Consider the following 16,254-nt stretch of genomic DNA (forward strand, 5'->3'; position numbering starts at 1 on the left):
TGAGTGCCCACACAGATTGTCTTGTTGCAAATTGTTAAAGAACGTTGCTCTTAGTGAGCGGCTTGAGGAACCAGAGGTCTGTCTCAAGCGGGACGCGAATTCTACACGCCTTGGAAATCTTGTCAACGAATTATTTTATTAATTTTTGATTCGATTTTTAATGCTTATTTAAGGTTAACTTAAGTTTGGTGTACCAAGCTGTTGTCAGGTCCTTTAAAGCTGGGCGCATTGTAGAGATTTATAACTTTAGGTCAACCCCTATACCGTAAAAAAATGCAATTTATTCTATGCTTTGGATAATCCGTTTGATTATTGACCACTCGGTGAATTAAGTGTTATTTTTGTTAAATTACTGTTACTTTTAAACTCTTTTGCGATATGGATGTCGAAGTAAGCGTGAAATGACGTAATCTTAGGTGTTAATCATGAAGAAGTTAGTTCCATTCGCTATTGCGGTCTCGATTTTAAGTACGCCATTGTATGCCATCAATGTAAATGGCGACGAGAAAGATAAAGATAACCAACAAACAGTTGCATTTGTTAAACGACAAGTTGAGCAATCTATGTCTGTTGGTAGAGCGATCAAGAGTATTATTAGTCATTACCCTAGAGACTCTATAGTAGTGATTAGTACTGCGTTAGATCTTTATCCCGAAAAATACAAAGAAATCATTCATGCTGCGATCTCAGCAGAACCTGCACTAACCGGTGAAGTAGTCACTTTGGCCATTGAAAAAGGTATCAGCAGTTGTGCCAGTATCGTTAAGACCGCAATTAACGCTGAACCTAGTTATGTTGACTTTGTTGTCCGTGCAGCAGCCTATGCTACCCCCGAAGATTTGGATGAAATCGTTAGAATAGCAGTAGAAACAGAACCTGACTCAGCAGATAACATAGTGCAGACTCTGTCACGGTCCCACCCCAATGAAATGGTAGAAATTATTAGAACCGCAGTTCGTGCAATGCCATTTGTAGGTGAGTATGTGGTAGACGCTCTGCTCGCAGCATTTCCAGATGAAGCAGAACAAGTGGTCACTACAGCGCTTCGAGAATCATCAGCAGAACAAGATAGTGTGCGTAGAATTTTAGTGACTGCAATGAATGCGGGTATAAGCCAAGAAGAGTTAACCAAATATGCTAAAAATGCAGGGGCCAGCGAAGAACAACTTGCCTATATCACCACTCTTTAACTGACAGGTTAAGCGGCAACTACCTTATTGACTAGTGTACTGCATAAACAAAAAAGCCGAGCTAATGCTCGGCTTTTTTAGTACTTCTGCGGAGATTACTCCTCAGTTACTACTTCTGCTTCTTCAGCTTCTTCAGTAACTGGACGGTCAACTAGCTCAACATAAGCCATTGGCGCTTTGTCGCCTGTGCGGAATCCACATTTTAAAATACGGATGTAACCGCCTGGACGAGCTTCATAGCGCGGACCAAGTTCGTTGAATAATTTACCTACAACCTCTTTATCACCAGTGCGTGCCATCGCCAAACGACGGTTAGCTACACTGTCTTGCTTAGCAAGTGTGATGAGAGGCTCGATTACGCGACGCAGTTCTTTAGCTTTAGGCAACGTAGTTTTAATCACTTCGTGCTTAACTAGAGAGCCGGCCATGTTTTTAAACATGGCTTGGCGATGACTGCTGTTACGATTTAACTGACGACCACTGTTACGATGGCGCATAGCTCTATCCTTCTTTACAAATCAGTTTATCTTGCGACCTGATTAATCTTTTTCTGCGATACTCTCTGGGGGCCAATTTTCAAGGCGCATTCCCAAAGAAAGACCACGAGATGCCAACACGTCTTTAATCTCAGTAAGAGATTTCTTACCCAAGTTAGGCGTTTTTAACAGCTCAACTTCGGTGCGTTGCACCAGGTCACCAATGTACTGGATAGCTTCCGCTTTCAAGCAGTTAGCTGAACGTACTGTAAGCTCTAAATCATCTACTGGACGAAGAAGAATCGGATCAAATTCCGGTTTCTCTTCTTTAGCCACTGGCTCAGAGATATCACGAAGTTCTACAAAGGCATCTAGCTGTTCAGCAAGAATAGTTGCAGAGCGACGAATCGCTTCTTCGGGATCCAATGTACCATTGGTTTCCATATCGATGATTAACTTGTCTAAATCTGTGCGTTGTTCAACACGAGCAGATTCAACATTGTAAGCAATACGTTCAACAGGACTGTATGACGCGTCCACTAACAAACGACCGATAGGTCGATCATCTTCTTCAGAGGAACGGCGAGTTGATGCTGGAACATAACCGCGACCCATTTCTATTTTGACACGCATACTTATCTCGGCATCGCCAGTAAGCGTACAAATCAAATGGTCAGGGTTTACGATTTCAACATCACCATCATGCTGGATATCTCCAGCAGTAACAGGGCCCGCACCAGACTTGACTAAAGTAAGGGTAGCTTCAGTTTTGCCTTCAAGTTTTACTGCCAATCCTTTCAGATTAAGCAAAATCTCGATGACATCTTCTTGTACACCTTCTTTGGTGCTGTACTCGTGTAATACACCATCGATTTCAACTTCTGTCACAGCGCATCCAGGCATTGACGACAAAAGAATGCGACGAAGCGCGTTACCAAGAGTATGACCAAAACCACGCTCTAACGGTTCAAGTGTGACCTTCGCGCGTGTTGGTGATAAGTTTTCTATTTCCACTAACCTTGGTTTTAGGAATTCAGTTACAGAACCCGGCATTGTATCCTCTCTTGATTATGCTTTACTTAGAGTAAAGTTCGACGATCAACTGTTCGTTAATTTCAGCAGACAAATCAGTTCTTTCTGGAACACGTTTGAAAACGCCTTCCATCTTTTTGATGTCTACTTCAATCCAAGTTGGTTTCTCACGTTGGTCCGCTAGTTCCAAAGCTGCAACAATACGAGCTTGCTTCTTTGACTTCTCACGAACGGATACAACGTCTTCAGCAGAAACGTTATAAGAAGGTATATTAACAACCTTACCATTAACCATGATTGCTTTGTGGCTTACAAGTTGACGCGCTTCAGCACGTGTGCTCGCAAAACCCATACGGTAAACGACATTGTCAAGACGCTGCTCTAAAAGCTGTAACAAGTTTTCACCTGTGTTGCCTTTAAGACGCGCCGCTTCTTTATAATAGTTACGGAACTGCTTTTCCAATACGCCATACATACGACGTACTTTTTGCTTTTCACGCAACTGCACACCGTAATCAGACAAGCGACCACGACGGGCACCATGCTGACCAGGAGCAGTATCTATTTTACATTTAGACTCAATTGCTCTAACGCCACTTTTAAGAAACAAATCTGTTCCTTCGCGACGACTAAGCTTGAGTTTGGGGCCCAAATATCTAGCCATGTTCTTTCTCCAACTGTCCGTCGATTAAACGCGACGCTTTTTCGGTGGACGACATCCGTTGTGAGGAATAGGTGTCACATCGGTAATATTAGTGATTTTATAACCAGTAGCATTCAAGGCACGGATGGCAGATTCACGACCTGGACCTGGACCCTTAACGAATACTTCTAAGTTTTTCAAACCGTAGTCTTGAGCAGCAACGCCTGCACGCTCAGCAGCTACTTGCGCAGCAAAAGGAGTAGATTTACGTGAACCACGGAAACCAGAACCACCTGATGTTGCCCAAGCCAAGGCATTACCTTGACGATCTGTAATTGTCACTATTGTGTTGTTGAAAGACGCATGGATATGAGCCATACCGTCTGCAACTTGACGTTTTGCGCGCTTACGCGTGCTCTTAGTAGGTGCTTTAGCCATAACTAACCTCGCTTACTTTTTAATTGGCTTACGAGGACCTTTACGGGTACGCGCATTTGTTTTAGTGCGCTGTCCACGTAGAGGTAAGTTACGACGGTGGCGAATACCACGGAAGCAACCTAGGTCCATCAAACGTTTGATGTTCATTGACACCTCACGGCGAAGGTCACCCTCTACCATGAATTTCGCGACTTCGTCACGAAGCTTGTCAATCGTTGTTTCATCAAGATCTTTAATCTTGGTTGACTCTGTAACACCAGCAGCTTCACAAATGCTTTTCGCACGTGTCGCGCCTACGCCGTAAATTGATTGTATTGCAATCACAGCGTGCTTGTGTTCAGGGATGTTAATGCCAGCGATACGGGCCATTAACAGCACTCCTCTTAAATTATTGTCATCAGCCTAAAAAGCCCGATAGGATACTTACCCGATGACCAAATTGCAAATTAAGCTTGGGTGAATTGGTAGTATGACCAAATCCACCCAAATACCACATTTTGATTAGCCTTGCCTTTGCTTATGCTTAGGGTCAGAACTACAGATGATACGTACTACGCCATTGCGTTTTACGACCTTGCAGTTACGGCAAATCTTTTTAACGGATGCACGAACTTTCATATCACCACTCCGTAAACGCTTATCTTAGCGGCCGTAGCCTTTAAGATTCGCTTTCTTAAGAACAGATTCATATTGATGTGACATCAAATGAGTCTGCACCTGCGCCATGAAATCCATGATTACCACTACAATAATAAGTAGTGATGTGCCGCCAAAATAGAACTGTACGTTCCAAGCGATCAACATGAACTCAGGCACCAAACAAATAAAAGTTATGTAAAGTGCGCCGGCCAAAGTAAGGCGTGTCATTACTTTATCGATGTAACGTGAGGTTTGTTCACCTGGACGAATTCCTGGTACAAAAGCACCTGACTTCTTCAAGTTATCTGCCGTTTCGCGAGGGTTGAAAACCAACGCAGTATAGAAGAAACAGAAGAAGATAATCGCCGCAGCGTACAACATCACATACAAAGGTTGCCCTGGGGACAACATCAACGCCACATCCTGTAACCAGGAAAATGACTCATTTTGACCGAACCAACTTGCGATAGTTCCAGGAAACAAAATAATACTTGATGCGAAGATTGGTGGAATAACACCTGCCATATTTACCTTAAGTGGTAAATGCGTACTCTGAGCTGCAAACACCTTGCGGCCTTGCTGTTTCTTCGCGTAGTTAACCACGATACGTCGTTGGCCACGCTCTACAAACACTACAAAATACGTTATGGCAACTATGATCACTGCAATCAATAGAAGCAATAGTACATTCAAATCACCCGTTCTAGCTTGTTCCGCTGTCTGTCCAATCGCTGTAGGAAGACCGGCAACAATACCAGTGAAGATCAAAATAGAAATACCGTTTCCGATACCTCTTTCGGTAATCTGCTCACCCAACCACATTAAGAACATGGTACCGGTGACCAAACTGACTACCGCTGTAAAGTAAAAACCGAAGCCCGGGGCTATTACTAAACCTTGGATTAGGTTTGGCAAATTTGTCGCAATTCCAATTGCTTGGAAAGTAGCCAACACTAACGTGAAATAACGTGTGTATTGACTAATTTTACGACGTCCAGCTTCGCCTTCTTTTTTCAACTCCATCATTGGCGGATGCACTACTGTAAGCAACTGCATAATAATTGAAGCTGAAATATACGGCATAATACCTAGGGCAAGAACCGATGCGCGCTCAAGCGCACCACCTGAAAACATGTTAAACATTTCCACGATGGTGCCCTTTTGCTGCTCAAATAATTGAGCAAGCACATTGGCATCAATACCAGGAATAGGTACGTATGAACCGAGTCTAAATACAACAATCGCACCGAGTACGAACAACAGTCTTGATTTAAGCTCGCTCAAGCCGCCTTTAGCGCTTGAATCCTGTCCTGGTTTTGCCATCTAGCTTATTCCTCTACTTTACCGCCAGCTGCTTGAATTGCTTCAAGTGCGCCTTTAGTTACCTTTAAACCTTTTACAGTAACTGCACGTGCAATTTCACCGCTTTTCATTACTTTGACGTTAAGCATTTCTTTTTTAACAAGACCTGCTGCTTTCAAAGTTTCAAGTGAAACCACATCACCTTCTACCTTGGCGATTTCAGCCAGTGTCACTTGGTCAGAGACCATAGAAACACGTGATGTGAAACCGAACTTAGGTAGACGGCGTTGGATTGGCATTTGTCCGCCTTCAAAACCAGGTTTTACAGAACCGCCTGAGCGAGACTTTTGACCTTTGTGACCGCGGCCACCAGTTTTACCAAGACCAGAACCGATACCGCGACCTACGCGCTTACCAGAATTTTTCGCTCCAGGTGCAGGAGCTAGTGTATTAAGTTTCATCTATGACTCCTCCACTACTTCAACCATGTAATAAACACGGTTGATCATGCCACGTACAGATGGGGTGTCTTCCAACTCACGAACGTGACCGATGCGACGTAAACCTAAGCCTGTCAGAGTAGCTCTGTGCTTAGGAAGACGACCAATAGAGCTTTTAGTTTGCTTTACTTTAATCGTTGCCATGTTCAATTACCCCAAAATCTGATCAACAGGCAATCCACGTTTCGCAGCAATGCCTTCAGGAGAGTTCATCTCCACAAGAGCATTTATAGTTGCGCGAACAACGTTGATTGGGTTTGTTGAGCCGTAGCATTTTGAAAGTACGTTTTGTACACCCGCAACTTCAAGAACTGCACGCATTGCACCACCGGCGATAATACCAGTACCTTCTGATGCAGGTTGCATGTAAACCTTGGAGCCTGAGTGACGTCCTTTAATTGGATGCTGTAGCGTGTTGCCGTTAAGATCAACAGTCACAAGATTGCGACGTGCTTTTTCCATAGCTTTTTGGATAGCAGCAGGAACTTCACGTGCCTTACCGTAACCAAAACCAACACGACCATTTCCGTCACCAACTACTGTCAAAGCAGTAAAGCTAAAGATACGACCACCTTTAACTACTTTTGATACACGGTTTACAGCGATTAGCTTTTCTAACAGGTCACCCTGTTGTTGAACTTCTACTTTAGCCATAACTAACTCCTAGAACTGAAGGCCTGCTTCACGAGCAGCGTCAGCTAATGCTTTAACTCGACCGTGATATTTGAAACCGCTGCGATCGAAAGCAATCGTATTGATTCCTTTTTCGATAGCTCGTTCTGCAATCGCTTTGCCTACTGCTGCTGCTGCTTCTGCATTTCCCGTCGCTTTGAGGGATTTGCGAAGATCAGCTTCAACAGTAGAAGCCGCCGCTAACACTTCTGAACCACTTGGCGCGATTAACTGCGCGTAAATGTGGCGAGGTGTGCGGTTAATAACCAAGCGATGCGCGGCCAGTTCACTAATTTTTTTGCGGGCGCGGGTAGCGCGGCGCAAGCGAGCTGATTTCTTATCCATCGTATCACCTACCTACTTTTTCTTAGCTTCTTTACGACGCACAACTTCATCAGCGTAACGAACACCTTTACCTTTGTAAGGCTCTGGCGGACGGTATCCACGGATGTTAGCTGCAACCTGACCTACTTGCTGCTTATCGGCGCCTTTAACGACGATTTCAGTTTGAGTAGGAGTTTCAACAGAAATACCAGCAGGCATTTCATAAACTACTGGGTGAGAGAAGCCCAACGTTAGGTTAAGTTTGCTACCTTGTGCTTGAGCACGGTAACCAACACCATTCAGTTGTAATTTCTTTTCAAACCCTTGAGATACACCTTGTACCATTGCATTCAATATAGAGCGAGCTGTACCAGCTTGAGCCCAATTGTTAGCAACACCTTCACGAGGAAGGGCTTTCAATTGGTTCTCTTCTTGAACAACTTCAACTGCGTCATTGAATACGCGGCTTAGGGTACCATTTTTACCTTTCACTGTGATTTCTTGACCGGCGATAGTTACTTCTACGCCAGAAACGATATCCACAGGAGCTTTTGCTATACGTGACATATTCTATCTCCCGTTATGCTACATAACCGATGATCTCACCGCCCATGCCAGCTTTACGCGCTGCACGGTCAGTCATCACACCTTTTGAGGTAGACACGATAGCAATGCCCAAACCACCCATCACTTTAGGAAGCTCATCTTTTTTCTTATAGATGCGCAAACCTGGACGACTGACTCGTTCAATGCTCTCAATTACTTTTTTGCCTTCGAAGTACTTAAGGGTAACTTCGATAACAGGCTTAACGTCACCATTGACAGCGAAGTCAGTGATATAACCTTCATCTTTCAATACTTTCGCAATAGAAACGCGAAGTTTTGAAGAAGGCATTGCCACTGTTACTTTACTAGCCATTTGGCCGTTACGAATGCGGGTAAACATATCCGCGATAGGATCTTGCATGCTCATATTGGCTACTCCTTACCAGCTGGCTTTTTTAAGGCCAGGGACTTCGCCGCGCATCGCTGCTTCACGCAGTTTGATACGGCTCAGGCCAAATTTGCGTAGGAACCCATGTGGACGACCAGTAATGCGGCAGCGGTTTTGCTGGCGCGCAGGACTAGAGTCACGTGGAAGTTGTTGTAGCTTTAGAACAGCATCGAAACGTTCTTCATCAGTCACGTTTACATCGCTGATAATCGCTTTAAGCGCAGTACGCTTTTCGGCGTATTTTGCTACCAGCTTGGCGCGTTTTACTTCGCGCGCTTTCATTGATTCTTTTGCCATAACCCTACACCTTATTTTCTAAACGGGAAGTTAAACGCTGTTAACAACGCTTTTGCTTCATCGTCTGAGTTTGCGCTAGTAGTGATAGTAATATCCATACCGCGAATTTTATCCACTTTATCAAAGTCGATCTCAGGGAAGATAATTTGCTCACGCACACCCATGCTGTAGTTACCACGGCCGTCGAATGATTTCGCATTCAAGCCACGGAAGTCACGGATACGAGGAATTGCGATTGAAATCAAACGCTCCAAGAATTCCCACATACGTTCGCCACGTAGGGTTACTTTACAGCCAATCGGATAACCTTCACGGATTTTAAAACCCGCAACGGACTTACGAGCAACAGTAACAATCGGTTTTTGTCCAGCAATCGCAGCCATATCAGCCTGCGCGTTTTCTAAAACTTTCTTGTCCGCTATCGCTTCACCTAAACCCATGTTTAAGGTGATTTTTTCGATCCGAGGGACTTGCATGACGCTTTTGTAGTTGAACTGCTTCGCAAGTTCTCCCACTACTGTTTCTTTATAGAAATCATGCAGTTTCGCCATCGTACACTCCAATTAATTAAACTAGTTCGCCGTCAGATTTGAAGAAACGAACTTTCTTCTCATCTTCGAAACGGAAACCAACGCGATCTGCTTTACCCGTTTTAGGGTTAACAACCGCTACATTCGATACGTGAATTGCTGCTTCCTTTTCAATGATGCCACCAGGGACATTCAATTGAGGATTAGGCTTCTGGTGTTTCTTCACCAAATTCACACCTTCTATGATTAGCTTGTCTTCAGACGCTAGTACTTTAAGGACTTTGCCTTGTTTCCCTTTGTCTTTGCCTGCTAATACGACTACTTCATCATCACGACGAATTTTTCTAGCCATTATCGTGACTCCTTATAGTACCTCTGGGGCCAATGAAATGATCTTCATGAAAGAATCTCCACGAAGCTCACGAGTGACCGGGCCAAAGATACGCGTACCAATTGGTTGCTTGTTTGCGTTAAGCAAAACAGCTGCGTTGTTATCAAAACGGATAGTAGAACCATCAGCTCGACGAACGCCTTTTCTAGTACGCACCACCACTGCATTCAGAACGTCACCTTTTTTTACTTTGCCACGAGGAATTGCTTCCTTGACAGTAACTTTGATGATGTCACCGATATGTGCATAACGGCGATGCGAGCCACCAAGAACCTTAATACACTGAACCCTGCGAGCGCCGGAGTTGTCGGCAACATCCAGGTTAGTTTGCATTTGGATCATGTTAGTGCTCCGCTGTTAAATTTAAGACTCTCACGAGTCGTTTAATCTGCAAAAAGACAGTTATTGTTAGGTTTTAACACCAAAACGCCGCTGACTTTTTATACATACCCCTATAAAAAGGGCGCGAAACTATAACAGAAATTAAACCGCGGCGGTAGCGCTAATTGAAAATAAATTAGACAGTGGGCGACACTAACAATGAGTTTACCGAAATGGTGTAACATCATGCGGCGTAATCCTATGATGCAACTCACTGTTAGCTAAGTGATTGGTAGTTTTTTTAGCAAAAAAAATCGGCCATCAAGGCCGATTTTTATTATGTTCTTACTTTCAATTGATTAGTACAACACCGAGATTTTATAACCCGTCGGCGATCCATCTGATGTTTCAATCGTAATAATGTAATTTTGCTCTTCATTTAGACCAAGTAACTGGGTACGGTCCAAAAGTACTTGGGTGTCTTCATTGTCATCAAAGACCGCAACCAATTCATAAAAATCACTGGGTAAAGTCACACCTTTAACTTCGCCTGGATCGATACTGGCAATTAAAAACTGGGCAGATTCAATGGTTTCATCTTTGCGCACAAAGTATAAATCAACGTCTGCAAAGTCTGAGACTAAGTTCGCTGCCGCAACTTGCTTGTCAAACACTTGTGGTTGAGTACTTTCGTTAAACGAAACAGAAGTAAGCACATCATCCTTATTTTGATAAATCAGAATCGCTTTACTTTCGCCTTGATTCAGGGTTACCAAACGGTTATTGAACGTTAATTCACTGTTGGTAGATGACTCAGCAGATAAACGATAGTCACCAAACTCTACCTCTGTGAAATCGGTTTTACTGTTAGGTGCCAATTCAACAGAAGGGCTAACATCATCGTTTCCATCTAAACTCACAGTCACTGTGTCATTATCTAAGCTGTTATAGATGCGGTATTGAGCACTGGCGTTGATATCGTCATAATTAGATACGGTTGATGAGTTCAATACTAGATCCACTTCAACACCACTTTGCAGTGCGCCTGTGCTTCCTCTGATGACTAATACATATTCAGTCGCAAAACGGAACGAAATAGTATCACTTTCAAAAATGACATCTTGCGAGCCAGGTGCAGTAAGGTAAATGGTGTAGCTACCTTCATCGAAGTCATCACTGTCACTATCAGGTGCCCAGTATTCTAACTCGTCAAAGCTCTCATAATTTACGGTACCTAATAAATTAGCCGCGCTGAAAGGCGCACCTGAATCACTCATGTACACATCATAGCTAGTTTGGTCGTCGGTCACTGACACTGCAAATAAGCGGAAGTGATCTTCTAGTTCTTCACGATTAAAACGAAACTCATTGAACGTAGGATTAGCAAAATCACCAGTTAGCATTAACAAGGTTTTTTGCCCTGTAGGGATATCGATGTCGCGCGTTTCGATAATCACTTCTTCGTCGTCTGAATCGGTGCGATAGAATTCAATTTCCGTCACGCCGCCTTCAACTTGAATTAAGCTTGTCGCATCACCGTATGACGCTGCCCCTAAAATCTGAGTTTTTTCAGTGCCACGCATAATAGTTTGTGCACTGTTTGATGAGCCATTATAAAACTGCACATAACCAGCGTTGGCAAATTGTTGGTTACTATCATCTGAATTACTGCAGGCGGTTAACACAGAGGCTAACACCAACCCAAACAGGGCCATACTTACTTTACTTCGCATTAAAAAACGTTCCTTACATTACAAGCGCAAACCAATTTGCGGGGGATTCTATAACGAACTTAGGATTCATTCACTAAATAAAAGTTCAAACCTAAGTTCATTCTTTTCATATTACCCAAAAAACTGGCGATTATTGCGCCTATGATAACCAAACCACCTTTTGTTTGTAAGATGCATTGATCACATCTTGGTATTTTTTCTCTAAAACGTGGCGTTTAATTTTGAGTGTTGGCGTGAGAAAGTCATTTTCAATGGTCCAGTCTTCTTCCACGACTAACAAACGGTCTAGCACCTGATGGCTTTCCAAACTGGCATTCACGTTATTAAGTGTATCTTGCAACGAGGATTCGAGCTGTTCTTTTGGCTTTAGCTTGGCTTCTGGAGAAAGCACCAACAGTGCAATAGGTTGTTTGAGACTACTGCCGGTCACACAAACTTGTTCGATGATGGCATTTTCCATCAATTTGGCTTCGATTGGCACGGGAGTTATGTATTTGCCCTTGGCTGTTTTGAAGATGTCCTTTAAACGACCGGTAATTTTGACGTAGCCTTCAGAGTCGATTTCGCCCTTATCACCGGTACACAAATAGCCATCTTCGGTGAACACTTCGGCTGTTTTTTCAGGCTCTAGATAATAGCCTTGCATGTTGCATGGACCTTTTACTTGAATCTCACCTTCATCGGAGATCCGAATATCAACTCCTTCATAGGCTTTGCCAATGCTGCCCACTTTATCTTTGCGAAAGGGCACACTGCTGGTGCCATAAGCGCAATTTTCAGTCATTCCCCATCCTTCTGAAATATCAATACCAATTTTACTAAACCAATGAATGGTCGCTGGGGAAATAGGAGCTGAACCGCTGGCCCAAAGTCTGGCTTGATCTAAACCTAAACCTTTACGAATTTTCTTCGCCACTATCCCGCTTAAGATTGGAATTTTCAGTAATATATCCAGTTTTTTCTGTGGCATCTGGGCCAATATACCCATTTGGAAACGAGTCCATAACCTAGGGACGGATATAAATAGCGTTGGTTGGCAACGATGTATATCCGTTTTGAACGTCTCTAAGGATTCAATAAAATAAATTTGCATGCCCGAATACAGCGACGCCATTTCCACCAAAATCCGTTCGGTAATATGTGCCAAGGGTAGATAACTCAAAATTCTGTCATCCGCGTTGACAGACAAAGCATCAAGCGAGCTGCTTGCGGTCCAACTAATAGATGAATAATTGTGCATCACACCTTTTGGACTGCCGGTGCTCCCAGAGGTATAAATGATAGTCATGGGATCATCTAGGGCCGGGGTAGGATATCCGTCGAATGGCTCTAGACTGGTAAAGTCTTCCCAACTTAGATCACAATTTGCACCAGGGTACGCAAAACCAATACTTTTTACGGTCTTGGGTATGGCCTGAAGCTGTTCATCGGCATGCTCCAACTTACCTACAAATATGACTGGGCATTGCGCATGGTTTAACACGTAGCTAATCGTTTCATGACCCGCCGTTGGAAAAATAGGGATAGAGACATGTCCGGCCATCATGATCGCTAAATCGGTGATAAACCACTCAGCACAATTCTTCGATATCAAAGCCACATGGCTGCCTTTTGGCAGGTTTAAGTTTACCAATCCTTGGGCAACTTTTCTCACTTGCCTATCGAATTGTCGCCACGTGTATTGAGTAGTGTTACCGTTATTAGGCTGTACAAGAAACAACTCGTCAGGACGGGTTTCAACTTGGTGATAAAGCATTTCCAAGGGCGTTTTTATTGTCATTTTATTACCTTAATATAATCGGCATTGCATTAACCTTGGGCGGTCGAAAGGCTATTTGGTATAGAATATATGTCTTACTATCTCAGATTAATATTGTCAGAATCAAAAAGCTAATGCTATGTAAACTTTGTACAGTAAAGATTAAGAATTTAACTTCTATCTTCCTATTATGCATCGCTATTGAAAGTTGATAAACAATCCCCTGCCAATGAAAGTGTTAATCGGCGAGAGCAACTAATTTAAGAAATGAACAGTATTATTGTGGTCATAATTGATGAAAAGTGCCAATTGTCACTATTGCGTTTACTGGGCTTTTTGGGGTTCAATTGCCAAAATGCCAAACTCGGATTTTAGTGCGGTTATGAAGTCTCGTCGTTGTATTTGCCATTGATTAAATTGTTGCAAAATGTGGGGGTGCTTCACCGTTGACAGTTTGTAAGCGTATATCTCCTGAGGTATTTGCTGGCTATACACAATCTTTTCTTCTAAGTTCAGCCTTTTCAACTCATTGTTGGCTACGGCTAAGTCGATAATCAATCCATCGACTAGACCCTTAACTAGATTTTGGACCAATATTGTGGGGCTAGGATCTTCTAAAAGTGCCACCTCCCCCTTTGATATTTTGTCAAGCCACAGCGTCGGGTGAAAACCAGTTATTGTGCCGACACTTTTTATTGTCGTTATAGGATTATGGCTATTTTTTGCTAGTACTAAGGTGCCAGAAGTCATCCCTACTACATCGTCACTGTAGCTTATCTTTAAGTGGTGGATATTGTTGATCTCTTGCCATCTTTCGTTATCGGGAAATTTAAAATCGATATTTTCTTTGAATAACCAATGTGGGAATTGTTTGATAGGTAGAGTAAGGTATTTTATTTGGTGGCCATTGTCTTTGGCAAACTGATCTAGTAACGCCCGAGCAAACGTCCTTTCATTACTGGTGAAGTGAAAATAAGGGTAAAAATTCAAATCTTCGACCCCCACCACAAAAGTATCAGCGTGAGCTGCCTTCCCAACCATTAAACCGCTAAGGTAAATACAGGTTAAAAAGACGAATGTACTTTGGCGAATTTTTAACATCAAAATACCCTATTAGAAACCGATTTGCCGCACTTTAGTATAGACTGAACTCCTCTCCTTCATACCGTTTTTTAAAGTTTCATCTCTCAGGTTAATAGAATCCCCCCATTTGCAGTGACGAAATTCAGCTTGCCTGCGGGATTCTGTGGGATTTGCAGCACGCAATAAATGCAAAAAACTCACAACCTAATTGCTTGTTGTCAAAAAATTGATTTTGAATTTGGACTTCGCTTTCCTATTTCACCTACAATAGCCGCCCCTTAGTTAAGTTTTGAGTAGTAATTAGCTGTGTTCGTATCTGTCCTGCAAGGTTTATCTCGGTTTCTGAATTTAGCCTTATTCCCTTTGATTTTATTTTTCGCCGCTTGGCTGCTGTATTATTGGCACCCACAATTAATTAACAGTATGTTTATTCGTTTACCTTGGCTTGCCACTATTTCCCTAGGCATAGCTGCGATTATTTCATGGTTGTTCGGTCGGAGTCGTCTAGTATGGCTGTGTATTTTATTGCTTGCCGTTATTCAGCCAAACGCTCTTAGCTGGATCCACATTGATGGCTTCGGGCTCGGTCTGCATAGCTTTATGGTGTTAATGTTTAGCTGGTTGATGCTGAGCAAAGACAGCGGTTTCTCACCAAGAAATTTAAGTTACTCCATACTAACTATTATCACTTTGGGTTTAATCAGCGTTTATTTATTACCTATGGTCAGCGCTTTTCAACCAGCTCAACAAATACTGCTGAAACCTAGCACATCTTGGCTGTTTTCATTCTGGCCCGCTCTCAGTCAATGGTACACAGCGACCGAGTTATTGCTGGTTATGCTCAGTGGAATATTAGCGCTGGTGTTTGTTATAAAACGTCCAAACACCAGCCAAATGACCCTAGTAATAAGTTGGTTAAGTTATCTGCTAATAACAGCTTATGCCAATGCGACCGTTAATCATTTGGTGGTCAGTCTGCTTGCTATTATTATTACTTATGCAGTTATTCGTGACAGCTTTGCAATGGCTTTTAAAGATGAACTCACCGGCGTGCCATCTCGACGGGCCCTAATGCAAAAAGTGGAAACTTTGGGTCGGAAATACACCATAGTAATGTCAGATATCGACCATTTTAAAAAGTTTAATGACACCTATGGTCATGATGTGGGTGACGAAGTATTAAAGCTAGTGGCCAGCAAACTGTCCAAAGTAACCGGTGGCGGTCACGCATTTCGGTTTGGTGGCGAAGAGTTTGTGATTGTTTATCCTAATAAGATCCCTGAACAGGTTGTTCCTCATATTGAAGCGATACGAACCATCATAGCTGACTACGATATTGCCCTGCGTACCCAGCCTCGACCAGCCAAAAAACCAAACAGTAAACCCCAAAAAGCGGCAAAAAACAAAATAGTCAAAGTGACCAGCAGCTTTGGCGTAGCGCACAGAACTAAACTCCATAGCGATTTTCAAAGCGTGATGAAGCAAGCTGACATCGCCTTGTATGAAGCAAAGAAGTCAGGCCGTAATTGTGTCAAGGTAGCAAAACAAAAAGGCACTTAGTAAAACATGATAAAACATGGACATCCACTTTAAAAACTAAAAGCCAATAAAGACACTCATCACTAAAATGCTATAGGTATGCTACCCAGATACGTATGAATTTGTGCTGAATTATCATTCAAAATTGGTCGTTAATTAGCTGCTTTCATATTTCGTGTGAGATAATGGTAATAACCGCCTTATTTCTCAAATGGCAGGCTAAAACATGGACATCCACTTTAAAAACTAAAAGCAAATAAAGACACTCATCACTAAAATGCTATAGGTATGCTACCCAGATACGTATGAATTTGTGCTGAATTATCATTCAAAATTGGTCGTTAATTAGCTGCTTTCATATTTCGTGTGAGATAATGGTAATAACCGCCTT

Annotated in this window: 22 protein-coding genes; 2 read left to right on the forward strand and 20 right to left on the reverse strand. The window is 42.8% G+C overall.

The window, feature by feature from the left end:
- The first annotated feature begins 425 nt into the window (after positions 1–425).
- Positions 426–1,190 carry a hypothetical protein gene (locus ABD036_RS14295; protein ID WP_343861074.1) on the forward strand — a complete coding sequence of 255 codons (765 nt, stop codon included), beginning with the start codon at positions 426–428 and terminating at the stop codon, positions 1,188–1,190.
- A 95-nt stretch (positions 1,191–1,285) separates the two neighbouring features.
- On the opposite strand, the gene rplQ is transcribed toward ABD036_RS14295, so the two are convergent.
- The 20 genes from rplQ to ABD036_RS14395 form a co-directional block, all read right to left on the reverse strand.
- A complete protein-coding gene (gene rplQ, locus ABD036_RS14300; RefSeq protein ID WP_343861076.1) occupies positions 1,286–1,687 on the reverse strand; it encodes a 50S ribosomal protein L17 in 402 nt (133 codons plus the stop codon).
- 42 nt (positions 1,688–1,729) lie between these two features.
- On the reverse strand, positions 1,730–2,719 hold the full coding sequence (locus ABD036_RS14305) for a DNA-directed RNA polymerase subunit alpha (RefSeq protein ID WP_343861078.1): 990 nt from the start codon (positions 2,717–2,719) through the stop codon (positions 1,730–1,732).
- 22 nt (positions 2,720–2,741) lie between these two features.
- Positions 2,742–3,362, reverse strand: a complete 621-nt coding sequence (gene rpsD, locus ABD036_RS14310; RefSeq protein ID WP_343861080.1) for a 30S ribosomal protein S4 — start codon at positions 3,360–3,362, stop codon at positions 2,742–2,744.
- Positions 3,363–3,386: 24 nt separating this feature from the next.
- Positions 3,387–3,779: a 30S ribosomal protein S11 gene (rpsK, locus tag ABD036_RS14315; RefSeq protein ID WP_008846191.1), complete on the reverse strand. Its 393-nt coding sequence runs from the start codon at positions 3,777–3,779 to the stop codon at positions 3,387–3,389.
- 12 nt (positions 3,780–3,791) lie between these two features.
- Positions 3,792–4,148 (reverse strand): 30S ribosomal protein S13, encoded by a 357-nt coding sequence (gene rpsM / locus ABD036_RS14320; RefSeq protein WP_343861085.1) that lies wholly within the window; start codon positions 4,146–4,148, stop codon positions 3,792–3,794.
- Positions 4,149–4,280: 132 nt separating this feature from the next.
- A complete protein-coding gene (gene rpmJ, locus ABD036_RS14325; protein WP_343861087.1) occupies positions 4,281–4,397 on the reverse strand; it encodes a 50S ribosomal protein L36 in 117 nt (38 codons plus the stop codon).
- Positions 4,398–4,421: 24 nt separating this feature from the next.
- Positions 4,422–5,741 carry a preprotein translocase subunit SecY gene (secY, locus tag ABD036_RS14330; RefSeq protein WP_343861089.1) on the reverse strand — a complete coding sequence of 440 codons (1,320 nt, stop codon included), beginning with the start codon at positions 5,739–5,741 and terminating at the stop codon, positions 4,422–4,424.
- A 5-nt stretch (positions 5,742–5,746) separates the two neighbouring features.
- The gene (gene rplO / locus ABD036_RS14335; RefSeq protein WP_343861092.1) at positions 5,747–6,181 is read right to left on the reverse strand and encodes a 50S ribosomal protein L15; all 435 of its coding nucleotides are present in this window, start codon (positions 6,179–6,181) and stop codon (positions 5,747–5,749) included.
- Positions 6,182–6,364 carry a 50S ribosomal protein L30 gene (gene rpmD, locus ABD036_RS14340; RefSeq protein ID WP_425542580.1) on the reverse strand — a complete coding sequence of 61 codons (183 nt, stop codon included), beginning with the start codon at positions 6,362–6,364 and terminating at the stop codon, positions 6,182–6,184.
- A gap of 6 nt (positions 6,365–6,370) precedes the next feature.
- Positions 6,371–6,874, reverse strand: a complete 504-nt coding sequence (gene rpsE, locus ABD036_RS14345; RefSeq protein WP_343861096.1) for a 30S ribosomal protein S5 — start codon at positions 6,872–6,874, stop codon at positions 6,371–6,373.
- 9 nt (positions 6,875–6,883) lie between these two features.
- Positions 6,884–7,237, reverse strand: coding sequence for a 50S ribosomal protein L18 (rplR, locus tag ABD036_RS14350; RefSeq protein ID WP_343861098.1), 354 nt, complete (start codon positions 7,235–7,237; stop codon positions 6,884–6,886).
- 12 nt (positions 7,238–7,249) lie between these two features.
- Positions 7,250–7,783: a 50S ribosomal protein L6 gene (gene rplF / locus ABD036_RS14355; protein WP_343861100.1), complete on the reverse strand. Its 534-nt coding sequence runs from the start codon at positions 7,781–7,783 to the stop codon at positions 7,250–7,252.
- Between the two features lie 13 nt (positions 7,784–7,796).
- Positions 7,797–8,189, reverse strand: coding sequence for a 30S ribosomal protein S8 (rpsH, locus tag ABD036_RS14360; protein ID WP_343861101.1), 393 nt, complete (start codon positions 8,187–8,189; stop codon positions 7,797–7,799).
- 12 nt (positions 8,190–8,201) lie between these two features.
- Positions 8,202–8,507 (reverse strand): 30S ribosomal protein S14, encoded by a 306-nt coding sequence (gene rpsN / locus ABD036_RS14365; protein WP_343861102.1) that lies wholly within the window; start codon positions 8,505–8,507, stop codon positions 8,202–8,204.
- 11 nt (positions 8,508–8,518) lie between these two features.
- On the reverse strand, positions 8,519–9,058 hold the full coding sequence (rplE, locus tag ABD036_RS14370; protein ID WP_216049649.1) for a 50S ribosomal protein L5: 540 nt from the start codon (positions 9,056–9,058) through the stop codon (positions 8,519–8,521).
- A 16-nt stretch (positions 9,059–9,074) separates the two neighbouring features.
- The gene (gene rplX, locus ABD036_RS14375; RefSeq protein WP_343861106.1) at positions 9,075–9,389 is read right to left on the reverse strand and encodes a 50S ribosomal protein L24; all 315 of its coding nucleotides are present in this window, start codon (positions 9,387–9,389) and stop codon (positions 9,075–9,077) included.
- Positions 9,390–9,401: 12 nt separating this feature from the next.
- Positions 9,402–9,770: a 50S ribosomal protein L14 gene (rplN, locus tag ABD036_RS14380; RefSeq protein WP_008846203.1), complete on the reverse strand. Its 369-nt coding sequence runs from the start codon at positions 9,768–9,770 to the stop codon at positions 9,402–9,404.
- Between the two features lie 338 nt (positions 9,771–10,108).
- Positions 10,109–11,482, reverse strand: a complete 1,374-nt coding sequence (locus tag ABD036_RS14385; protein ID WP_343861110.1) for a DUF4397 domain-containing protein — start codon at positions 11,480–11,482, stop codon at positions 10,109–10,111.
- A gap of 139 nt (positions 11,483–11,621) precedes the next feature.
- On the reverse strand, positions 11,622–13,262 hold the full coding sequence (locus ABD036_RS14390; RefSeq protein WP_343861112.1) for an AMP-binding protein: 1,641 nt from the start codon (positions 13,260–13,262) through the stop codon (positions 11,622–11,624).
- Between the two features lie 303 nt (positions 13,263–13,565).
- Positions 13,566–14,342 carry a hypothetical protein gene (locus tag ABD036_RS14395; RefSeq protein ID WP_343861114.1) on the reverse strand — a complete coding sequence of 259 codons (777 nt, stop codon included), beginning with the start codon at positions 14,340–14,342 and terminating at the stop codon, positions 13,566–13,568.
- A 288-nt stretch (positions 14,343–14,630) separates the two neighbouring features.
- On the opposite strand from ABD036_RS14395, the gene ABD036_RS14400 reads away from it, so the two are divergent.
- On the forward strand, positions 14,631–15,884 hold the full coding sequence (locus tag ABD036_RS14400) for a GGDEF domain-containing protein (protein WP_343861116.1): 1,254 nt from the start codon (positions 14,631–14,633) through the stop codon (positions 15,882–15,884).
- Positions 15,885–16,254 lie beyond the last annotated feature (370 nt).

Source organism: Aliiglaciecola litoralis, assembly GCF_039523355.1.
Classification (GTDB): Bacteria; Pseudomonadota; Gammaproteobacteria; order Enterobacterales; family Alteromonadaceae; genus Aliiglaciecola; species Aliiglaciecola litoralis.